Source organism: Pseudomonas sp. PSB18, from assembly GCF_014596565.1.
Taxonomy (GTDB): Bacteria; Pseudomonadota; Gammaproteobacteria; order Pseudomonadales; family Pseudomonadaceae; genus Aquipseudomonas.
Genome location: NZ_NOIN01000001.1, coordinates 298,527 through 320,012 on the forward strand (window position 1 = coordinate 298,527; position 21,486 = coordinate 320,012).

At 61.6% G+C, this 21,486-nt stretch carries 20 protein-coding genes; 8 read left to right on the forward strand and 12 right to left on the reverse strand.

All coding sequences use genetic code 11. The features are described from left to right. Window positions 1–31: 31 nt before the first annotated feature. Together CGA22_RS01190 and CGA22_RS01195 are read left to right on the forward strand one after the other, a co-directional pair. A complete protein-coding gene (locus tag CGA22_RS01190; protein ID WP_041023653.1) occupies window positions 32–1,948 on the forward strand; it encodes a DNA topoisomerase III in 1,917 nt (638 codons plus the stop codon). Window positions 1,949–2,623: 675 nt separating this feature from the next. Further along, window positions 2,624–2,953, forward strand: coding sequence for a hypothetical protein (locus CGA22_RS01195; protein ID WP_041023652.1), 330 nt, complete (start codon window positions 2,624–2,626; stop codon window positions 2,951–2,953). 78 nt (window positions 2,954–3,031) lie between these two features. On the opposite strand, the gene glsB is transcribed toward CGA22_RS01195, so the two are convergent. Then, window positions 3,032–3,940: a glutaminase B gene (gene glsB, locus CGA22_RS01200; RefSeq protein WP_041023651.1), complete on the reverse strand. Its 909-nt coding sequence runs from the start codon at window positions 3,938–3,940 to the stop codon at window positions 3,032–3,034. A 258-nt stretch (window positions 3,941–4,198) separates the two neighbouring features. Here glsB and CGA22_RS01205 point away from each other — a divergent pair, with 258 nt between their 5' ends. Then, the gene (locus tag CGA22_RS01205) at window positions 4,199–4,393 is read left to right on the forward strand and encodes a hypothetical protein (protein ID WP_041023650.1); all 195 of its coding nucleotides are present in this window, start codon (window positions 4,199–4,201) and stop codon (window positions 4,391–4,393) included. A 9-nt stretch (window positions 4,394–4,402) separates the two neighbouring features. Here CGA22_RS01205 and CGA22_RS01210 read toward each other — a convergent pair whose 3' ends face one another. The 9 genes from CGA22_RS01210 to CGA22_RS01250 form a co-directional block, all read right to left on the reverse strand. Then, window positions 4,403–5,416 (reverse strand): lipoprotein, encoded by a 1,014-nt coding sequence (locus tag CGA22_RS01210; protein WP_041023649.1) that lies wholly within the window; start codon window positions 5,414–5,416, stop codon window positions 4,403–4,405. Window positions 5,417–5,466: 50 nt separating this feature from the next. Beyond that, window positions 5,467–6,852 (reverse strand): saccharopine dehydrogenase C-terminal domain-containing protein, encoded by a 1,386-nt coding sequence (locus CGA22_RS01215; protein ID WP_041023648.1) that lies wholly within the window; start codon window positions 6,850–6,852, stop codon window positions 5,467–5,469. Between the two features lie 105 nt (window positions 6,853–6,957). Beyond that, window positions 6,958–7,887 (reverse strand): ZIP family metal transporter, encoded by a 930-nt coding sequence (locus CGA22_RS01220; RefSeq protein WP_041023647.1) that lies wholly within the window; start codon window positions 7,885–7,887, stop codon window positions 6,958–6,960. Window positions 7,888–7,963: 76 nt separating this feature from the next. Beyond that, entirely contained in the window at window positions 7,964–8,845 is an 882-nt protein-coding gene (locus CGA22_RS01225; protein WP_041023679.1) for a manganese catalase family protein, read from the reverse strand. 246 nt (window positions 8,846–9,091) lie between these two features. Continuing rightward, window positions 9,092–9,469 (reverse strand): general stress protein, encoded by a 378-nt coding sequence (locus CGA22_RS01230; RefSeq protein ID WP_041023646.1) that lies wholly within the window; start codon window positions 9,467–9,469, stop codon window positions 9,092–9,094. A gap of 431 nt (window positions 9,470–9,900) precedes the next feature. Beyond that, a complete protein-coding gene (locus tag CGA22_RS01235) occupies window positions 9,901–10,155 on the reverse strand; it encodes a metallothionein (RefSeq protein ID WP_223194625.1) in 255 nt (84 codons plus the stop codon). Window positions 10,156–10,165: 10 nt separating this feature from the next. Then, complete coding sequence (locus tag CGA22_RS01240; RefSeq protein ID WP_041023645.1) at window positions 10,166–10,435, reverse strand: hypothetical protein; 270 nt, start codon at window positions 10,433–10,435, stop codon at window positions 10,166–10,168. 56 nt (window positions 10,436–10,491) lie between these two features. Next, entirely contained in the window at window positions 10,492–11,001 is a 510-nt protein-coding gene (locus CGA22_RS01245; RefSeq protein ID WP_041023644.1) for a ferritin-like domain-containing protein, read from the reverse strand. Between the two features lie 286 nt (window positions 11,002–11,287). Next, the gene (locus tag CGA22_RS01250) at window positions 11,288–12,190 is read right to left on the reverse strand and encodes a LysR family transcriptional regulator (RefSeq protein WP_041023643.1); all 903 of its coding nucleotides are present in this window, start codon (window positions 12,188–12,190) and stop codon (window positions 11,288–11,290) included. Between the two features lie 144 nt (window positions 12,191–12,334). On the opposite strand from CGA22_RS01250, the gene CGA22_RS01255 reads away from it, so the two are divergent. Genes CGA22_RS01255 through CGA22_RS01265 form a run of 3 tightly spaced genes read left to right on the forward strand, consistent with a single transcriptional unit; the run spans window position 12,335 to window position 14,925 of the window. Then, on the forward strand, window positions 12,335–13,033 hold the full coding sequence (locus tag CGA22_RS01255) for a CoA transferase subunit A (RefSeq protein ID WP_041023642.1): 699 nt from the start codon (window positions 12,335–12,337) through the stop codon (window positions 13,031–13,033). A 33-nt stretch (window positions 13,034–13,066) separates the two neighbouring features. After that, on the forward strand, window positions 13,067–13,732 hold the full coding sequence (locus CGA22_RS01260; protein WP_003180355.1) for a CoA transferase subunit B: 666 nt from the start codon (window positions 13,067–13,069) through the stop codon (window positions 13,730–13,732). 11 nt (window positions 13,733–13,743) lie between these two features. After that, a complete protein-coding gene (locus CGA22_RS01265; protein ID WP_041023641.1) occupies window positions 13,744–14,925 on the forward strand; it encodes an acetyl-CoA C-acetyltransferase in 1,182 nt (393 codons plus the stop codon). A 372-nt stretch (window positions 14,926–15,297) separates the two neighbouring features. On the opposite strand, the gene CGA22_RS01270 is transcribed toward CGA22_RS01265, so the two are convergent. Next, complete coding sequence (locus tag CGA22_RS01270; protein WP_041023640.1) at window positions 15,298–16,008, reverse strand: FadR/GntR family transcriptional regulator; 711 nt, start codon at window positions 16,006–16,008, stop codon at window positions 15,298–15,300. Window positions 16,009–16,345: 337 nt separating this feature from the next. Here CGA22_RS01270 and CGA22_RS01275 point away from each other — a divergent pair, with 337 nt between their 5' ends. Continuing rightward, on the forward strand, window positions 16,346–17,692 hold the full coding sequence (locus tag CGA22_RS01275) for an MFS transporter (RefSeq protein WP_041023639.1): 1,347 nt from the start codon (window positions 16,346–16,348) through the stop codon (window positions 17,690–17,692). A 28-nt stretch (window positions 17,693–17,720) separates the two neighbouring features. Then, on the forward strand, window positions 17,721–19,064 hold the full coding sequence (gene gudD, locus CGA22_RS01280) for a glucarate dehydratase (protein ID WP_041023638.1): 1,344 nt from the start codon (window positions 17,721–17,723) through the stop codon (window positions 19,062–19,064). 177 nt (window positions 19,065–19,241) lie between these two features. Here the strand turns inward: gudD and glgB are convergent, their stop codons facing one another. After that, a complete protein-coding gene (glgB, locus tag CGA22_RS01285) occupies window positions 19,242–21,476 on the reverse strand; it encodes a 1,4-alpha-glucan branching protein GlgB (RefSeq protein ID WP_041023637.1) in 2,235 nt (744 codons plus the stop codon). Window positions 21,477–21,486: the final 10 nt, after the last annotated feature.

The following is a 21,486-nucleotide window of genomic DNA, read 5'->3' on the forward strand; positions in this document are numbered from 1 at the left end:
CCCCATGAAACCAGCTCAGGAAAAGGGCGTTATGCGGTTGTACCTGTGTGAGAAACCGTCCCAGGCCAAGGACGTCGCTGCCGTGCTCGGCGCCACGCGGCGCGGCGACGGCTGTTGGTTGGGCGCGAACGTCACGGTGACCTGGTGCATCGGCCATCTGCTGGAAACCGCCCCGCCCGACGCCTACGATGCCCGCTACAAGCGCTGGGTACTGGCGGACCTGCCCATCGTGCCGGCGCAATGGAAAATGACCGTCAAGCCCAAAACCGCCAGCCAGTACAAGGCGGTCAAGCGCCTGCTGGGGGAAGCCAAGGAACTGGTGATCGCCACCGACGCCGACCGGGAAGGCGAAATGATCGCCCGGGAACTGGTGGAGTATTGCCGCTATCGCGGACCGATCCAGCGGCTATGGCTGTCGGCCCTCGATGAAGCCTCGATCCGCAAGGCCCTGGCGGCCCTCAAGCCGGGAGCCGAAACCTTCAACCTGTATCACTCGGCCTTGGGTCGCTCCCGGGCCGACTGGCTGATCGGCATGAACATGAGTCGCCTGTTCACGTTGCTGGGGCGTCAATCCGGCTACCAGGGCGTGCTGCCGGTGGGCCGGGTACAGACGCCCACCCTGCGACTGGTGGTGGACCGCGACCGCAGCATCGCTGACTTCGTACCGGTCGCCTACTGGGCCATCGATGTGCAACTGCGCCACGATGGCACCGCCTTTACCGCCCAGTGGCGCGCCGATCCGGACGCCTGCGACGACCAGGAGCGCTGCCTGAACCAGGCCCTGGCCCGTGATGCCGCCCAGGCCATGAGCAACGCCCATACCGCCCTGGTGACCAAGGTGCGCACCGAACGCCTGCGTGAAGCGGCACCGCTGCCATTCGACCTGGGCACCCTGCAGGAAGTCTGCTCGAAGAAACTCGGCCTCGGCGCCCAGGAAACCCTGGACATCGCCCAGTCGCTCTACGAAACCTACAAAGTCATCACCTATCCCCGCAGCGATTGCGGCTACCTGCCCTTGAGCCAGCACAGCGAAGCCCCCGCCATCCTGGCCGCCCTCGCCCAGGCCGACCCGGGCCTCGCGCCGCTGCGCGAACACCTGCAACCGCAACGCAAGTCCCGGGCCTGGAACGACGCCAAGGTCAGCGCCCACCACGGCATCATCCCCACCGCCGCGGCGAAGAACCTCGACAAGCTCGCCGGCAAGCAACGGGCCGTCTATACGCTGATCCGCGCACGCTATATGGCGCAGTTCCTGCCCAACCATGAGTACGACCGGACCCAGGCCGACTTCGATTGCGCCGGCCAGGCGCTGCGGGCCGTGGGCAAGCAGATCGTCGAGCCCGGCTGGAAACGTGCCTTGCCCGAAGCGCTGGCCCCCGCCAGGGGCCGTGAAGCCGTGCAGCCGCAAACCTTGCCGGCCCTGGTCGAAGGTCACGGCTGTGATGTGGACGAAGTGACACTCAAGGACCTGTGGACCCAGCCTCCCAAGCCGTTCACCGAAGGCGACCTGATCAAGGCGATGAAGAACGTCGCCAAACTGGTGGATGATCCACTGCTCAAGCAGAAGCTCAAGGACACCACCGGCATTGGCACCGAAGCGACCCGGGCTTCGATCATCCAGGGCTTGCTCGATCGCGGCTACCTGGTGAAGAACGGCAAGGCCTTGTCTGCCACCGCGGCGGCCTGCAGCCTGATCGACGCTGTACCCCGCGCCATCGCCGACCCGGGCACCACCGCCATCTGGGAACAGGCGCTGGACATGGTGCAAAGCGGTGAGATGAGCCTGGAGGAATTCGTCACCCGACAAGCCGCCTGGATGAGCAAGCATGTCGCCCGCTGCCAGGGCATGAGCCTGACCATCAACGGCCCGGCCAGCCCTGCCGCAGCGCCCTGGAAGAAAAAGCGCAAGCCGGCCAAGCGCAAGCCCGCCAAAGCCAAAACAACCTGAAGCACCTTGTGGCGAGGGGATTTATCCCCGCTGGGGCGCGAAGCGGCCCTAAACACCAACACCTCGTATATCAGATAGATTGAGGCGACTCACTTGGGGCCGCTTCGCAGCCCAGCGGGGATAAATCCCCTCGCCACAAATAATCCCAAGCCTGACCTGCCCCACTGCGCGCTCCAAGATTTTCATACCCAAACCATTTTGTCCGACAATATGTAGTGACCAAAAATAATCACTACAAAACCGTTGACGCCTCCGATTTGCCCTTGCATGATGCAGACGTCTCCCCGATCGGGAGTACAAGCAACCGTTTGAGCAAGCTCGTCTGACCGCCGAGCTGTTTTTTTGGATAAGGGACTGCCCACAAGGCAGATTGAAGGTGCTGACCTGGCATGACCGTCCGGTAACAAGGACGAGAAACGTCGGTGAAGGTCCTCATGACGCGCGTGGTCGACCCTCGAAAGTTGACACTGCCTTAAGGTTCTTCGCTGTTTCTCTTCGTTGTAGCGCATTTGCGTAGCAGCCCTTCGATAGCACTACACAACCGATGCACGACCCCGTTGAAGTCTGACGGACGAACGCTGACGGCCTGGTTTCGGTAGCAGGCAGGCACTTACCGAGAAGCGAAATCTTTGCGAACCACCAGACAGATCAACCAAATGGTCAAGGGGCTTACACATGAATCTGAACAATCAACCATCTATTGATGAACTGGCTCGCATGTTCGCAGCACACAAGGACACACTCGACAGCCATATCCTGTGGATCAGCAAGACTGGCCAGGTCCACATGGATTGCCTGTCGCCCTACGCGCATGAAGGCGAGTTCGAACAGCACCAACAAGACCTGTGCGCCCGGCTGAAGATGTACCGCCGCGGCCAAGGCTACGTGGGCAAGAAGGCTGCGGCCGACAAGGACTTTATCGGTCGCGTGCTGCAAACGCTGACCCAGGCCTGGCAGTCGATGCAAAACACTTCGCAAGTGCAGGTCATCGACCGCTTCTGCTGATGCGCAGTTGAAAAAAAGGCCCGTTCCTCCATCAGGAACGGGCCTTTTTTATGGCCTGGTGGCCTGCTCGAATTAACCCTAGAACACTGACCAGCCGATTCGCTGGCTGAGCAACTCCAGCGCCGCCATGCCCGCCAGGGAGTTGCCGGCGGCGTTGAGCTCTGGCGACCAGACGCACACCGTGAAGCGCCCCGGTACCACGGCGACAATCCCGCCGCCCACGCCGCTCTTGCCAGGCAGGCCGACACGGTAGGCAAAATTACCCGCCTCGTCGTACAGCCCGCTGGTGGCCATGATGGAGTTGACCTGTTGGGTCTGGCGGGCACTCAGGATCTGTTCGCCGCTGTGCTTGCAAAAGCCGTCGTTGGCCAGGAAACAGAACGCCCGAGCCAGATCGATGCAGCTCATTCGCAGCGCACAGTGGCTGAAATAACTGCGCAACACCGCTTCCACGTCGTTATGGAAGTTACCGAACGATTGCATCAAGTAAGCCATCGCCGCATTCCGGGCGCGGTGCTGGTACTCCGACTCAGCGACCTTGCCATCCACCATCACCTGGGGATTGCCCGACAGGCGTCGCACGAAATCACGCATCGACAACGCCGGGGCGGCGAAACGCGACTGGTTGATATCGCAGATCACCAGGGCGCCGGCGTTGATGAACGGATTGCGTGGGCGACCGCGCTCGAACTCCAACTGCACCAGGGAGTTGAACGGCTGGCCGGACGGCTCATGGCCCAGGCGCTCCCAGATGGCTTCGCCGGAATGCTCGATGGCCTGCACCAGGCTGAATACCTTGGAAATACTCTGTACCGAAAACGGCGTTTCGGCATCACCTGCGCAATACATCTCGCCGTCGTTGCCATACACGGCAATGCCCAACTGATTGCCAGGCACGCTGCCCAGGGCCGGAATGTAGTTGGCCACCTTGCCCTGACCGATCAGGGGGCGAACCGCATCGAGGATCTCGTTCAACAGTGCTTGCATGTGCGGGGGTCCAGTGATTCCCCGTTCGAGTGCGGGGATACAGACCCTAGACGCTGGTGGACGGGATCAGAGCACACTCATGTATCAAGCCGCTCACCTTTCGCTGGGGAAGAGAGTAGCTGTGGGAGCAAGGCTTGCCCGCGATAAAGTCCATGCGGTCCGTCCTGGAACCGAGTCGCTGCCTCGCGGGCAAGCCTTGCTCCCACAGAGCACACAATCGAGGGTCTATAGTGAAAGACCAACCGGCAGGAGGACACGATGCGCCAGATCATGCAGAAAGAACCCTGGTGGGCCTCGCCGCCCAGACCAGGGCAAGATGAAAGCGAGTTGGAATGGGGCTGGCTGGTGATTTACAGCGAAGGTGAGCCACGCTTCGAATTCGTCAGGGAACGCCCTTCGGACGAACAGATCCGTCACCGCAAGGGCTGTCGCGTCACGCTCGGCGCAGAATGAACCCGCCCGTCATGGCTTGATGTCCGGCAACGCCACCGCCTGATTCGCCAACTCCGCCTCCACCAGGTTGCCTTCGATTTCTTCGTCCAGATAGTACACCGGTGCCAGCACACCACTGAGGGGATGCTTGAGTGACTTGAACCAGGCTTCATCGAACGCGGCGCTCAGGCTTTTGCGAATCTGCGCCTCCATTTCCGGCCGCTCGCCTTCGTGGATGACCGCGCGAACACCTGCCACGCCCACCGAAATCAGCGCCCCTACCGCCTTCCCGGCCACGGCTGCGGCCGCACTGGCCGCCCCTCGCGTGGCAAATTGGGCTTCGATCTTTTCACTGGTGCGTTGCGCCACCGTGGCAATCACCGCATCCGACGGGCCCGCCCCCGTGGCGGTGGCCTTGTTGACGTGGTCGATCAACGCGGCGTAGGCCGGAAGCGTATTCAGCGGCTCAGTGTGGACCATTTCATACAACGAAGCATTGCGCGCCGCCGGCGGTCCCAGGTTGATCGCAGTAATGCCGTGGAGGCGCCGGTTCATCAATTCGTCTGGAATTTGATGCCTCTGTGCGATCACCTGGACCTGCTGATTCAGCAGGCGTACGTAATAGCTTGTCGCGGCGGCCCTGATCGCTTCAGGATCGATCTCCACGGCCACCGGTTCCAGCACCCGCTCGCGATATTGCTCTTGAAGGTAGAGCGCCAGCCGGCTGGAGGGGGAATCCGCTTCGCCCTTGGCACTGGCGGCGTACCAGCTGACTTTCACCGCCATCCACTCCTGGGTCCAGTAGCTGCTGAACCACGGGATGAACTCAGCCTCAGTCCGTTCGTACACCAGCACCCGCCAATGCTCCATCGACCCGCGAGCATAGACCTCGGCTTGCCCGACAGCGCTTTTGGAGGCGGCGATGATCTGCTGGTCGACCTGCCGCCAGGTGTCCGGGGCAACCGCGCTCGCCTGCTGGGCGCGCTGGGGCGTGGCGCACCCCGCCAGAGCGATCAAAACGGCCAGCACCAGCGAACGCAGCACGATCGCGCCACCCCGGATTCATGTCATCCATGCAATTGAGTATAGGTGCGTCAGAGCTGGACGAAATGCTCGAACTGCCAATCAGCCGCCGCGCCCTCCCCGGCGGGTGTCCAGTCGGTACGTTTGCCCACCAGCGAGCCCAGGTAGGGCCTTGCCACCTCCAGCACCCGCTCGTAGTCCATCTGTTCCGGCTCGACGATGCCGCGATCCGGATGTTCCACTGCCCAGACAAGCCCCGCCAACACACCGGCGGCCACTTGCAGGCTGGTGGCATTGTTGAAGGGCACCAGCGCCCGGGCTTCGTCGACGCTCAGCATCGAGCCGAACCAGTAAGCGTTCAATGCGTGCCCCATCAGCAGAACGCCCAGCGCGTCGACGCCACCGCTTTCGATTTCACCATTGAGGATCCGCTGTCGGTGCTGAGGCTGCCAGCCGCGACCGATCAGTTCGTGGACGGACAGCAACGCGTCGTTGCAGGGGTGGTAGGCGTAGTGCAGCGTGGGTCGATAGAGCAGGACCTGCCGCTTTTTCAGTGTCAGCAGGTCTGCGGTGGACGCGGTTTCGTGGTGCGTGACCAATAACCCCAGACAGGGCCCGCCCAAGGGCGTCCAGGTCTTGACCCGTACGCTGGCGCTCGGTCGTTCGAGATAGATGGCATTGCGGGTGCCGAAGCGATGGCGTCTGGCAGACGCCGGCCATGTTCGTTCATGGGTTCCCCAGCCCAACTCCGCCGGTTGGCTGCCCTCGCTGATGAACCCATCCACCGACCACGTATTGACGAACTCATCGTCCTGCTTGAGCCAATGGGAACACTGGGTATCGCGTTCGGCAAAATGTATGACCTTGATGCCCATCTCCATGCATAGCCTGGCCCAATCCACGGCTGTGCGGTGCAGCGGCAAGGGATGTTGCAGTTGCGTCGCCAGCTCCACCAGGCCGGCCTTGAGCAGATGAGTAATCAAACCGGGATTGGCCCCGTGGGCCACCACTGCGGTAGGACCTTTACCCAATTTTCTGCGCAGCTTCAGCGCCTGGTCGCGCAACGCGTAGTTGCTGCGACGCGACAGGTCCAGTCGCGGGTCACGGTAACCGCCCGCCCACGGTTCGACACACGTATCGAGGTACAGCGCTCCTTTATCGAATGCATACGCCATCAGCGCCAGCGAGCTGACATCCACCGACACATTGATGATGAAGTCCCCTGGTTTGACGATGCGTTCCAGGGTCTGGACAAAGGTAGGCTCGGTCAGCGCCTTGCGGACAAACCGAATTCCAAGCTCCTTGAACCAGATGTTATGGTCGATCACCGGCGCGATGACGGTGATGCGCTCGATCGGAATGTAGTCCTGCCCCAACACCAGCGGAAGGAGGGCGCGGGCAATAGTGCCAAATCCGATAAAGACCAGATGACCGGTAAAAGTGGCCTGGTGTTCCATTGCTGTCTCTCCGGGCTACGAGTAGTCGAGCCATGAAATACCGGCGAGGGAACATTGGATACTGTCAGTCCTGACAGTATCGCGCCAAAACTGTCGCCAGGCCCTTCAGCCCAGCGCCGTGTCGAGGAACATCATGACCGCAAACCCCATCATCAACCCCAGGGTGGCCGGGGTTTCATGACCGTTGCGGTGGGTTTCGGGAATCACTTCATGGGACACTACGAAGATCATCGCCCCGGCCGCCAGGCCCAGGCTGATGGGATAGGCCACGGCCACGCCCGACGACATGCCCAGGCCGATCACCGAGCCCAGCGGCTCCATCAGCCCCGAGCCTACCGCGATCAATGCGGCGCGCAAGGTGCTGATGCCGGTGACCCGCAGGGCCATGGCAATGGCGAGCCCTTCGGGTATGTCCTGGATGGCAATTGCCGTGGTGAGAGGCAGGCCGACCTTGAAGTCACCGTCGGCAAAACTGACGCCGATGGCCATGCCCTCCGGCAGGTTGTGCAAGGTAATCGCGAGCACGAACAGCCAGACGCGATTGATCCGCTCGGCTTGCGGCCCACGCCGGCCGCTCAATTCATGTTCGTGGGGAATAAACCGGTCAAGGCCGATCATCAGCGCAACGCCCAACCCCAGGCCGAGCACCACGACAAACGCGGCGAGCAACTGATTGCCGCAAATCACTCGGGCGGCTTCGATGCCGGGTAATATCAGCGAAAACGAACTGGCGGCCAACATCATGCCCGCAGCGAAGCCCAACATGATGTCCTGGGTGCGAGAGGAGATATCCCGCAGCACCACGGCCATGATTGCGCCCAAGGCCGTGGCGGCAAATCCGGATACCCCGCCCAACACCGCATAGCCCAAGTGGTGACGGTCCGCGCCTACCAGTGCGTTATAACCGCTGTAAAGCAACAACGCGGCGACAACCGCCAACCCGAGCCAGAAGCTCGCGCCCAGCAGCAGATTGCCTTGCAGAGGATCCAGCCAAGTACGCCAGGGCGATCGGATCCGGGAAGTCTGCTGGTCCATCAAATATCCTTACAGGCTTTAGCCAGGCCCTATGGAAGGTTCAGCGAGGAAGCCAGGCCCCCTCGCCGCGTTGTGCCTACAGTTTGTCACCTTGCATCCCTGAACCCAAGTCGGCACCCGTGGTGGGATCGCTCTCGGGGTTGGACATCGTCCGCGCCTTCATGTCCATCAGCAGGGCTTCGTCTTGTTTACTCAGCTGTACGCTGGCCAAGCCGTCGCCGCCATCCACCGCCGGCGTGGGGTTTTCGACGAACTCCCAATCGTCACCCTGGTTCCAGGAGCCGCGCACGGCAGGCTCGCCCTGAGACATGTTGAAGTACACGTTGGTGAACTCCGGCATGCCTGGCAACTTACCTTGAGGGAAATTGGGCTGAATGGAATGCAGGGCTTTTTCAAATGACAACTGGTGAGCGATTTCCCGAGTCATCAGGAAACCCAAGGCCTCTTTTACACCCGGATCGTCGGTGACGTTCATCAGCCGTTCATAGACGATTTTGGCCCGGGCCTCGGCTGCGATGTTGGAGCGCATGTCTGCGGTCGGCTCACCAATGGTGTCGATGTAGGCTGCGGTCCAAGGTACACCCGCCGAGTTGGTCAGGGGTGAACCGGCACCATACAGAAGGCTGGTGATATGGGAATCGTTGCCGGCACCGTTGATGTCCCGGTACAACTGCCCTTCCTTCTCCACGCCTTCGGCCATCCTGCCTTTGGCGCCCTTGTTCAGCATCACGATGATCGAACCGATGATCTCCAGGTGGCTGAGCTCTTCGGTGGCGATGTCCATGAGCAGATCCTTGCGGCCCGGATCGTCCTCGGCCAGCGCCTGGGTGAAATAACGGGATGCCGCCGCCAGTTCTCCCTGGGCCCCACCGAACTGTTCCAGCAGCAAGTTGGCAAGACCTGGATTCGGCTCCGCCACACGCACGGTGTACTGCAGTCGCTTGTTATGTAGAAACATGATTTTGAACTCCTCGATCACGGCACAACTTATGGGTCTACCGATAAACGGCAGACTGACAAGAGTCTGAATATATAAAAGGAATTAAATTTATTTTTTATTCAATAACGAAGACAGACGGTAAATACGGCCCCTTCCAACCTTCAGCTATCGAAATAAAGGGCCAATGCCCCCACGACCTGTCTTCTTGGATTTAACAATACAGGCCCCCGGCGTGGCGCCAAGGGGCCTGCATGTCATGGCGCATTACGACTTACGACCACCGCCGTGGCTGCTGTCGCCGCCCTTCTTGCCGGCTTCCGAAGCTTTTTCCCGGTCGTTGGCGAAGTTGCCACCCGATGCCTGGCCACCTTTGCGACCGGCCTCCGAAGCGCGTTCAGGGTCGTTGGCAAAATTGCCGCCAGACGCCTGCCCGCCCTTGCGGCCAGCCTCTGCGGCGCGTTGAGGGTCATTGGCGAAATTGCCGCCGGACGCCTGGCCACCTTTGCGGCCGGCTTCTGAAGCACGTGCAGGATCGTTGGCAAAATTGCCCCCGGACGCTTGCCCGCCTTTTTTCCCGGCTTCCGATGCCTTTTCACGATCGTTAGCGAAATTGCCAGGGTTGTTATTGCCTGTATTAGCCATTTCATTCACCTCGTTAGTTACTGTCATCGAACCTGTCGGCTCGTAGTATTCGGAGAACCCGACGCCGATAAGGTTTGAATAGAGTTCGGCAACCGGCGACGAACGGTCAGCACTTTGAAGTTCATTTAAAACAAACCATCAAACGCTATCGAACAAGCGGCAACCGATAAATTTACTTAAATAATCAAAGCTATCGACGGAGCTCAAACAGGCCCGCAAAAGCCCATTGAACAGTGCGTGTCTTTCCACGCCGTCCGCCAAAGGCCGGATGGCGCCGGCACCCCACTGCACCGGTCTCGTCACCCATGCCTCGCGCCGTTCCAGGAAGCCAAAACCCGCGGGCTGCCGGCGTTATCTTGCACCACCGCACTGTCCGGCTTGCGGCGTCCGGACACCCTGTCGCCGCTGTCCGGATAAAGACGTGCCGTTAATCAGGGAGAAATCGGGTCGCTGGCCGGAAAGGTTTCCTCCAGTGCGTCGTCCAGTTGTTTATTGGTCACGTCCCGATCCCCGACCTTGCCACTACGCTCGCAATGGCAGTCAGGGGCCGGACAGGGTTCGCCGTTGGGGTGCTGTTCCGCGCAGGCCTGGCTGCAATACGCCTCGCCGTCGTGGTTGAACATCCGCTGCGGATCCACCTCGCATTGGCAATCGGGGCAGCCGCATTTCATCTTCGACTCGCTCATGCTTTTTCTCCTAGGAGCCCACCAGCAACTGGACCTCCAGATTGGCTGCCGCGATACCGTGCTTGACCACATACACCTCGGCGTCCCAGCCTTTGGTCAGGTTGCGGTAGGACTGGATGCCAAGGGCCGTGCCGCTGCTCCACTCCATGACGTCACCGACGTCGATGTCGTTGGCAGAACGCAGTTCGAGCACGGTGTGGCCGTCCTCCTGCGCCACATACACACCCACCATTGCGCTCTGTCGGTTGATGGCGCGTACCTCACCACTGGTCTGATTCATACACCTCCTCTATGCGCCGGGTTGGCGGACGGCCCTGGGTCGACCGCCCTCCACGTTCAGCGCTTGGCTTCGGTATGGGGATTGTCGGAGCGTTCCAGGAACGCCTGGGTGATTTCCGGCAAGTGGTCGCGCAGCCAATCGGCCATGGCGATCTCCTGTGGCAGGATCTGTTCGCAGGCCCGCTGGGTATCGACGTCGCCGGCCGCTTTCGCCGCCGCGATCAGCACCGTGTAGGAAGCGATTTCCAGGTTTTCGAACACGTAGCCACTCATCGCGCCCTTGACCACTTCATCGCTCATGGTCATGCCACCCACCGCCTGACCGAAAGCCATGAGCTTGCCAGCCATGTCCTTGATCATCGACGTGCTGCCGCCCAGGCGCTGGATGCATTCCTCCACCAGCTTCTGTTGCCCGAGGGTTTCCTGCAGATGCTCTTCGATGCGGGCCTTGAGCACCGGGTAGTGCTTCAGCCGCTCGGCCTGGGCCTTGAGCATTTTTTCCGCTTGCTGCTCCATGGCGTGGGCGTCGTTGAGCCAGTCCAGCAGGTTCTCTTTAGGCGTTGCCATTTCCTTCTCCTTTTCCGTGGTCGAGACTGCAGCGCAGTGCGACGGTTCTGAAATACCGCACATAAAAGTGGATGTTCCAGGCGGTGGGAAAGTTTGAAGAAACCGCGATGCAGGGCGACGAAAGGCACGGGTGGCGGTTCGGCTTGCATTTGTTTTGAATGTTCTGCCCCTTCGCGAGCAGGCTCGCTCCCACAGGAGGTCACCGCTGTCCCCTGTGGGAGCGAGCCTGCTCACGAAGGCAATTTGTCAGCGACATCAATGTAAGCTGACGCCCGAAGGTCCAGGCTCAGTGCATACCCAATCGAGCACCCAGGTCCTGATCCTTGAGGGTATCGAACAGCGCCTGCGCGGCCGCTGAGAGTTCATGCCCCGGTTTGGTCAGTACACCGATGGCGCGCTCCACCACCGGATCGCCCAGGGTGATGCAACGGGCGCCCAACTCATGCATCTGCCCGACGCACAGCGCCGGCACCGCGCTCACACCCAGGCCGCTGGCAACCATGCGTCCGACTGTCGCCAGCTGATGGCTTTCGAACTCCACTGGCAGCTTCATGCCCCGGGCCTGGAGATGCTCCTCCAGCATCACCCGCACGGTGGAGGGCCGTTGCAAGGTGATGAACGGCTGTTCCAGCAACGTCTGCCACTGGATTTCGCTGCGTTGGGCCAACGGCGAGTCCAACGGTACCACCGCGACGAAACGATCCAGGTACAACGGCGTGAATGCCAGGGATGAACCCGGCAGCGGCTCGAACGCAACGCCCAGTTCGACGTGACGGTCACGCACCATCTCCAGCACCTGTTCGTTGATCACATCGTTGACCGTGACGTTGACATTCGGATAGCGGACGCGGAAGGTCTTGAGGATCGGTGGCAGCAGGTTGCCAGCGAACGACGGCATCGCCGCCAGCGTCACCCGTCCGCGCTGCAAGGTGAAGCGCTGGCGCATCTCATCCTCGGCGTTGTCCCAGTCGGCGATCAGCCGTCGGGCCAGGGGCAACAGGGATTCACCCTCAGGCGTCAGGGCCACGTTGCGGGTGTTGCGGCTGAACAGGCGCCCGCCCAGGCCCTCTTCCAGGGCCTTGATGGTCAGGCTCAGCGCCGACTGGGACAGATGCAGTCGCTCACAGGCCACGGCGAAGCTCAGGCTCTGGGCCACGGCCAGAAAGGCACGGATCTGCTTGAGGGTCATGGTCGCTCAGCTCCAAGCCGCAGAGGTGGGCGGCGATTATTGAGATTTATCAATCAATCCAATCTAAAAATCAACTTAACAAATATATGACTTGGCGCAACACTGCATTCCATTGCGACCCCATCAAGAATAAAAGAGGTGTCTATGGCAGGTTTCGACAAACGCGTGAGTTCCTATGAGGAAGCACTGGCGGGCTTGAAGGACGGCATGACCGTCATCGCCGGTGGCTTCGGCCTGTGCGGCATTCCGGAAAACCTGATCGCCGAGATCAAGCGCAAGGGCATCCGCGACCTCACCGTGGTGTCCAACAACTGCGGCGTCGATGGCTTCGGCCTCGGCGTGCTCCTGGAAGACCGGCAGATCCGCAAGGTGATTGCCTCCTACGTGGGCGAGAACGCCCTCTTCGAGCAGCAGTTGTTGAGCGGCGAGATCGAAGTCCAGCTCACCCCCCAAGGCACCCTCGCGGAAAAAATGCGTGCCGGCGGTGCAGGCATCCCCGCGTTCTTCACCGCCACCGGCGTCGGTACACCGGTGGCCGAAGGCAAGGAAGTGCGTGAGTTCCATGGTCGTCAGTACTTGATGGAAGAATCCATCACCGGCGACTTCGCCATCGTCAAAGGCTGGAAAGCCGACCACTTCGGCAACGTGGTCTATCGCCACACCGCCCAGAACTTCAACCCGCTGGCCGCTACGGCGGGCAAGATCACCGTGGTCGAAGTCGAAGAGATCGTCGAACCCGGCGAGCTGGACCCGACGCAGATCCATACTCCTGGCATCTACGTCGACCGGGTCATCTGCGGCACGTTCGAGAAGCGCATCGAACAGCGCACCGTACGCAAGTGATCCCCAGCCTCCAGCCAAAGAAGGAATAACTACATGGCACTTTCCCGCGAACAAATGGCTCAACGCGTCGCCCGCGAAATGCAGGACGGCTACTACGTGAACCTGGGCATCGGCATTCCCACCCTGGTTGCCAACTACATCCCCGAAGGCATGGAAGTCATGCTGCAGTCGGAAAACGGCTTGCTCGGCATGGGCGCGTTCCCCACCGAGGCCGAAGTCGATGCCGACATGATCAATGCCGGCAAGCAGACCGTCACCGCGCGTATCGGCGCATCGATCTTTTCTTCGGCCGAATCGTTCGCCATGATCCGCGGCGGCCACATCGACCTGACCGTGCTCGGCGCGTTCGAGGTAGACGTCGAAGGCAACATTGCCTCGTGGATGATCCCCGGCAAGCTGGTCAAGGGCATGGGTGGGGCGATGGACCTGGTGGCCGGTGCCGAGAACATCATCGTCACCATGACCCATGCGTCCAAGGATGGCGAATCGAAACTGCTGCCCCGTTGCAGCCTGCCGCTGACTGGTGCCGGTTGCATCAAGCGCGTGCTGACCGACCTGGCCTACCTGGAAATCCAGGATGGCGCCTTCATCCTGAAAGAACGTGCCCCAGGCGTCAGCGTTGAGGAAATCGTCGCCAAGACCGCCGGCAAATTGATCGTGCCGGACCATGTGCCTGAAATGCAATTCGCTGCCCAATGAGGAGAGATGCGATGCAAGAAGTCGTGATTGTCGCCGCTACCCGTACCGCCATCGGCAGCTTCCAGGGGTCGCTGGCGTCCATTGCTGCGCCGGAGCTCGGTGCAGCGGTGATCCGCCGCCTGCTGGAACAGACCGGCCTTTCCGGCGAGCAGGTCGATGAAGTGATTCTTGGCCAGGTGCTGACCGCAGGCTCCGGGCAGAACCCGGCGCGCCAGGCGTCGATCCTGGCCGGGCTGCCCCATGCCGTGCCGGCGATGACCCTGAACAAGGTCTGTGGCTCGGGCCTCAAGGCGTTGCATCTCGGTGCCCAGGCAATCCGCTGTGGCGATGCCGACGTCATCATCGCCGGCGGCATGGAAAACATGAGCCTGGCTCCCTATGTACTGCCGGCCGCCCGCACGGGCCTGCGCATGGGCCACGCGCAGATGATCGACAGTATGATCACCGATGGCTTGTGGGATGCCTTCAACGATTACCACATGGGCATCACCGCCGAGAACCTGGTGGACAAGTACGGCATCAGTCGCGAGGAGCAGGATGCCTTTGCCGCCGCGTCCCAGCAGAAAGCCGTGGCCGCGATTGAAGGTGGCCGCTTCGCCGATGAGATCACGCCGATCCTGATTCCTCAGCGCAAGGGCGATCCACTGACCTTTGCCACCGACGAACAACCGCGTGCCGGCACCACCGCCGAATCCCTGGGCAAACTCAAGCCCGCCTTCAAGAAGGACGGCAGCGTCACCGCTGGCAACGCTTCGTCACTTAACGACGGTGCGGCGGCAGTGCTGTTGATGAGCGCCGAAAAAGCCAAGGCGCTGGGCTTGCCGGTACTGGCGAAAATCAGTGCCTACGCCAACGCCGGCGTCGATCCGGCCATCATGGGCATCGGCCCGGTCTCGGCCACCCGCCGCTGCCTGGACAAGGCCGGCTGGTCCCTGGAGCAACTGGACCTGATCGAAGCCAACGAAGCTTTTGCCGCCCAGTCGCTGGCCGTGGCCAGGGAGCTGAAGTGGGACATGGACAAGGTCAACGTCAATGGCGGCGCCATCGCCCTGGGTCATCCCATCGGTGCTTCGGGCTGCCGGGTACTGGTGTCGTTGCTGCATGAGATGATCAAGCGCGACGCCAAGAAAGGCCTGGCAACGCTGTGTATCGGCGGCGGCCAGGGCGTGGCCCTGGCCCTGGAGCGGCCATGACCGGCAACGGGTTCAACGGCGGCTGAGCGGACCCACGAACATCCGCACAGCCACCGGCACCACCACCGGCGCAACCTCGGTTGCGCCGGTTTTTTTTGCCTGCTGACTGTCGGGGTGATGTTGGTTGTGAGGACGCTATCGCGAGCAGGCTCGCTCCCACAGGGGGCTAGTGCCGGTCGCAGAATGGGTGCTCACTGAAGACCTATTGTGGGAGCGAGCCTGCTCGCGATAGCGGTGGATCAGCAAAGATGATGTTGAATCCAATGGCGCTATCGCGGGCAAGCCTTGCTCCCACGATGTTCAGTGGTGAATGGACTGTTGTGACCACGCAGCTTTTTGGTGGGAGCACAGCTTGCTCGCGACAGCGGCCGATCAGGCCCTCGCGCCAAACCGGTCACGGCTGTTGGTCAGATGCAGCCACATGGCGGCGCGGGCGGCGTCCGGGTCCTGGCGTTGGATAGCGTTGAAAATGGCCTCGTGCTCAAGGTTGGCCAACTGCGCCAGTTTCCCCAGGTCAACCTGACCCCTTTCGGCCACGTTTACCCGGGTCCTGGGGATCATCGCGCTGCCCAGGTGCTGCATGACTTCGACAAAACAGGCGTTGTCCGTGGCCTCGGCAATGAGCAGGTGGAAACGCCGGTCGGCCTCGACGCAACTGTCGTTGTTGCTGAGCAATCGCTGGTAGTCATCCAGTGCCTGGCGCATCTGCTGCAAGTGCTGTTCGCTACGGCGTTGGGCCGCCAGGGCAGCCGCCTGGGTTTCCAGGCCCAGGCGCAGCTCCAGGATGCCCCGCACCCCTGCCGCGGTATCCACGTTGAGGCGCAGCCCCGGCTCGTCGGTTTGCTCCAGCACGAAGGTGCCGATGCCATGGCGCGTTTCCACCAGCCCCGAAGCCTGTAACTTGGAGATCGCTTCGCGCACCACCGTGCGGCTGACGCCATGCTCCAGCACGATGGCGCCTTCGGAGGGCAGTTTCTGTCCCGGTTTCAACTGTCCCAGGAGGATGCTCTGGCTGAGCTTCGCCACCAGATCATGGGCCAGGTTGTGGGTACGTTTACGCTGGGGCGCGTCGGTGTCTTGCATCGCCGGGGTTCCTTAAGTACAGGCTGGATGATCCTACCACCCGCTGGCTTGAGAGTGGTCACCGTGGCACTTTCAACTTGTATGACAACATACTGAATTTCAAGCTTTCCTTGACCACCCAAGCCTTTCAAGACCGCCTTTACGCGCCCGCCCCACATTCCACCAGCTTCTCATAAAACTCAACCAAACCAGCAAATACGGCATAAGCCGCTCTACAACTCTCTCCAAACATCATCAAAAACAACTTGTCATCAAAAAAAATCGAGTTGTATGATGTCTATCAACATCGACACCTGCTCGATGCCCCGCATAAAAACAATGAGTGGGAGAAAAACCAGTGAACACATCCAGCCTCAAGGCGAATGCCGGCGCGGATCCGGTGCTGTCGTCGGCCATTTCCAAGGTCAAGCGCCATATCCTGCCGCTGTTCGTCATCATGTTTATCGTCAACTACATCGACCGTGTGAACATCGGCTTCGTGCGTGCCCACATGGAGCACGACCTGGGCATCGGTGCCGCGGCCTACGGCTTCGGTGCCGGCCTGTTCTTCATCGGCTACGCGCTGTTCGAAGTGCCTTCCAACATCCTGCTGCAAAGAATCGGCGCACGTATCTGGCTGACCCGCATCATGCTCACCTGGGGCCTGGTGGCAGCCGGCATGGCTTTCATCCAGAACGAAACCCACTTCTATATCCTGCGCTTCCTGCTGGGTGTGGCCGAGGCCGGTTTCTTTCCCGGTGTGATCTATTACTTCACCCGCTGGCTCCCCGCCGTCGAGCGCGGCAAAGCCATCGCCATCTTCCTCAGCGGCTCGGCCATCGCTTCGTTGATCTCCGGTCCACTGTCCGGGTTACTGCTACAGATCAACGGCCTGGGCATGCACGGCTGGCAATGGATGTACTTCATTGAAGGGATGTTCTCTGTCGGCCTGTGCGTTTTCGTCTGGTTCTGGCTGGACTCCAAGCCTCACGACGCCAAATGGCTGGAGCGTGACGAACAAGACGCGCTGGTGAAGACCATCGATGACGAACAACGGGCCCGCGAAGCGGCTACTCCCGTCAAGTTGTCCATCGGCCAGTTGCTCAAGGATCGCCAGATCCTCCTGTTCTGCCTGATCTACTTCTTCATTCAACTGACGATCTACGCCGCCACGTTCTGGCTGCCGAGCATCATCAAGAAGATGGGCGACCTTAGCGACTTCCAGGTCGGGCTGTTCAACTCGATTCCCTGGCTGTTGTCGATTGTCGGCATGTACGCCTTCGCCTCGCTGTCGGCCAAATGGAAGTTCCAGCAAGCCTGGGTCGCGGCGGCGCTGCTGATTGCAGCGGCGGGGATGTTCATGTCGACCGTCGGCGGGCCGATCTTCGCCTTCGTCGCCATCTGCTTCGCGGCCCTGGGTTTCAAGTCGGCGTCGTCGCTGTTCTGGCCAATTCCCCAGGCGTACCTGGACGCACGGGTGGCTGCCGGGGTTATCGCGCTGATCAACTCGGTGGGCAACCTCGGCGGGTTTGTCGCCCCGACGACGTTCGGCCTGCTGGAGGAACACACCGGTTCGATCCAGGGCGGTCTCTACGGCTTGGCGGGCACGTCCATCATCGCCGCAATCATCGTTTTCGCCGCGCGCAATGTGCCCAAGCCCAAAGCCGCCACGACACCGGTCAATCCAACGGCCAGCCACGTCTGATCATTCGACTCGTTCAAGGATAAGCACAATGAATTCACAAGAAGCCAGCAAAGCCCCGATCATCACCAGCATGCAGATCGTGCCCGTGGCCGGCCATGACGGCATGCTGCTGAACCTCAGCGGCGCCCATGGCCCGTTCTTCACCCGCAACGTGGTCATTCTCAAGGACAATGCCGGCCGCACCGGCGTCGGCGAAGTGCCCGGCGGCGAGCGCATTCGCCAGACCCTCGAGGACGCCCGGGCGCTGGTGGTCGGCAACCCCATCGGCACCTACCAGAAGATCCTCAACAGCGTTCGCCAGGCGTTCGCCGACCGCGATGCCGGTGGCCGTGGCCTGCAGACCTTCGACCTGCGCATCACCATCCACGCGGTCACCGGCCTGGAAGCGGCCTTGCTGGACTTGCTCGGCCAGCACCTGGACGTACCGGTTGCCGCCCTGCTCGGCGAAGGCCAGCAGCGCGATGAAGTGAAGATGCTGGGTTATCTCTTTTACGTGGGTGATCGCCAGCAGACCGACCTGCCCTATCGCAGCGAACCGGATGCCGACAACGACTGGTTCCGCGTACGCCACGAGAAGGCCCTGGACGCCGCCGCCGTGGTGCGCCTGGCCGAAGCCGCCCATGCACGCTACGGCTTCCAGGACTTCAAGCTCAAGGGTGGCGTACTCAAGGGCGACGAGGAGATCGAAGCGGTCACCGCCCTGGCCGAACGCTTCCCCCAGGCGCGCATCACCCTGGACCCGAACGGCGCCTGGTCGCTCAAGGAAGCCATCCGCCTGTGCCGCGACCAGCACCGGGTACTCGCTTATGCCGAGGACCCTTGCGGTGCCGAGAACGGTTATTCGGGGCGCGAGGTCATGGCTGAGTTTCGTCGTGCCACGGGCCTGAAGACGGCGACGAACATGATCGCCACCGACTGGCGCGAGATGGGTCACGCAATCACCTTGCAGTCAGTCGACATCCCCTTGGCCGATCCGCATTTCTGGACCATGCAAGGTTCGGTGCGGGTAGCGCAGATGTGCAATGAATGGGGGCTGACCTGGGGCTCGCACTCCAACAATCACTTCGACATTTCCCTGGCGATGTTCACCCATGTGGCCGCCGCCGCACCGGGTGACATCACGGCCATCGACACTCACTGGATCTGGCAGGACGGCCAACGGCTGACCAAGGCGCCCTTGCAGATCCAGGGTGGCTGCGTGCAGGTGCCGAAGAAGCCGGGGCTGGGGATCGAGTTGGACATGGATCAGTTGGCCAAGGCCCATGAGCTGTACAAAGGCATGGGGCTGGGCGCGCGGGACGATGCGGTGGCGATGCAGTACCTGATCCCGGGCTGGACGTTCAACAACAAGCAGCCGTGTCTGGTGCGCTGATCTTCAGAACGACACCGCTTTGTGGCTAAGGGATTGTGGCGAGGGGATTCATCCCCGCTCGGTTGCGCAGCGACCGCCAAAAAAGGGGGCCGCTACGCAGCCCAGCGGGGATGAATCCCCTCGCCACAGATAAATCCCCTCGCCACAGTCATCATTCGCCTCTGGTATTGATAACGGCTACCCCTCCGGCCGCAGGATCAACACCGCCAACGGCGGCAGGTTGAGTTCAAGGGACAAGGCCTGGCCATGGCTGGGCACTGCTTCGGTGGAGGCGCCGCCGCCGTTGCCATAGTTGGAGCCGGCATAGGTGTCGGCATCGCTGTTGAGCAATTCCACCCAACGCCCGGCGAAAGGCACGCCAACGCGATAGGCCTCGCGTGGCACCGGCGTGAAGTTGGCGACCACCAGCACCGGCCGGCCCTCCTTGCTCCAGCGCAGCCAGGCGTAGACGCTATTCATCGCATCGTCGCCGATCAACCACTGAAACCCTTGAGGCGCGTCATCCTGATCGTGCAGCGCGGGCTCCTCGCGATAGAGCCGGTTCAGGTCGCCCACCAACTTCTGTACCCCACGGTGTTCGGCGTATTGCGTGAGGTACCAGTCCAATTGCTGGTCATGGTTCCACTCGCGCCACTGGCCGAACTCGCAACCCATGAACAACAGCTTCTTGCCCGGATGCCCCCACATGAAACTGAGGTAGGCGCGCAAGTTGGCGAATTTCTGCCAGCGGTCGCCGGGCATCTTGTCGATCAGCGAGCGTTTGCCATGGACCACTTCGTCATGGGAAATCGGCAGGACGAACCGCTCGGACCAGGCATACACCAGGCCAAAACTCAGTTCGTTGTGATGATGGGCGCGGTACACCGGATCCTGCTGGATGTAATGCAGCGAGTCATGCATCCAGCCCATGTTCCACTTGTAGGCGAAGCCCAGGCCGCCCTGTTGCGTGCTCTGGCTGACCCCGGGCCACGCGGTGGACTCTTCGGCGATGACCAGCGCGCCAGGGGCTTCCAGGGCGACCACATCGTTGAGATGGCGTAGAAAATCGATGGCCTCCAGGTTCTCGCGCCCACCGTGGCGGTTAGGTACCCATTCCCCGGCCTTGCGCGAATAATCGCGATACAACATCGACGCCACGGCATCCACACGCAGGCCGTCGACGTGGAAATGCTTCAACCAGTGCAGGGCCGACGCCAGCATGAAGCCGTGGACCTCGGTGCGTCCCAGGTTATAGATCAGCGTGTCCCAATCCTGGTGGAAGCCTTCCAGCGGGTTGCCGTACTCGTACAGCGCCGTACCGTCGAACTGGGCCAGGCCGTGGGTATCGGTGGGGAAATGCGCCGGCACCCAGTCGAGGATCACGCCGATGTCAGCCTGGTGGCAGGCGTTGACGAACGCGGCAAAATCGTCCGGCGAGCCGAAGCGTGCCGTCGGCGCGAACTGCGACAGCGGCTGATAGCCCCAGGAGCCGCCGAACGGGTGCTCCATGATCGGCATCAGCTCGATGTGGGTGAACCCCAGCTCCTTGACGTAGGGAATCAGCCGCTCGGCCAGTTCATGCCAGTTGTATTGCCGGGCCACCTCCCCGGCCTCGTCGATTTCGCATTGCCAGGAGCCAGCGTGCAATTCGTAGATCGACAACGGCGCACTGGGAACCTGGCGTTCGCGACGGTGCTGCATCCATTCGCCGTCCTGCCACTCGATTTTCAACGGTGAGGCGACTTTCGATGCGGTGTCCGGGGGCATCTGGCTGGCAAGCGCCACCGGGTCGGCCTTGAGCGGCAGGATGCCGTGGGCACCGAGGACCTCATACTTGTAGGCCTCTCCAGCCCCCAGGCGCGGGATAAACAGCTCCCACACGCCCGACGGATAACGGATGCGCATCGGATGCCGGCGCCCGTCCCAGGCGTTGAAGTCACCGACCACCGACACCCGTCGGGCATTTGGCGCCCACACGGCGAACCGCACGCCTTCGACGCCATCGACGGTGGTCAGTTGCGCTCCCAGGCAGGAACTGAGGTCGCGATGATTGCCTTCGGCAAACAGGTAGAGATCCATTTCCCCCAGCAACGGCCCGAAGCTGTAGGGGTCTTCGGCCACCTGCTCGCCACCGGCCCAGCGGGTGCGCAGCAGATAGGGCTGGGCATGGTCGAAATGGCCGAAGAACAGCCCCGGCGTATCGCCCAGCTGCAGCTCGCCCAGCTCCTCGCCACCGTCACGGGCGATCACGTGCACGCTCAGTGCACCGGGCAGGTATGCCCGGATGAACTGGCCGCCGGCGCCGTCGCCATGGGGCCCCAGGATGGAAAACGGATCGTGATGTTCGGCACGCACCAGCGCGTCGATATCACGGGGGGACGGCAGCAAAGACTCTTTGGCCTGTCCCTGTGGTTCCTTGTTCGAGACGCTCATGATGCTCTCC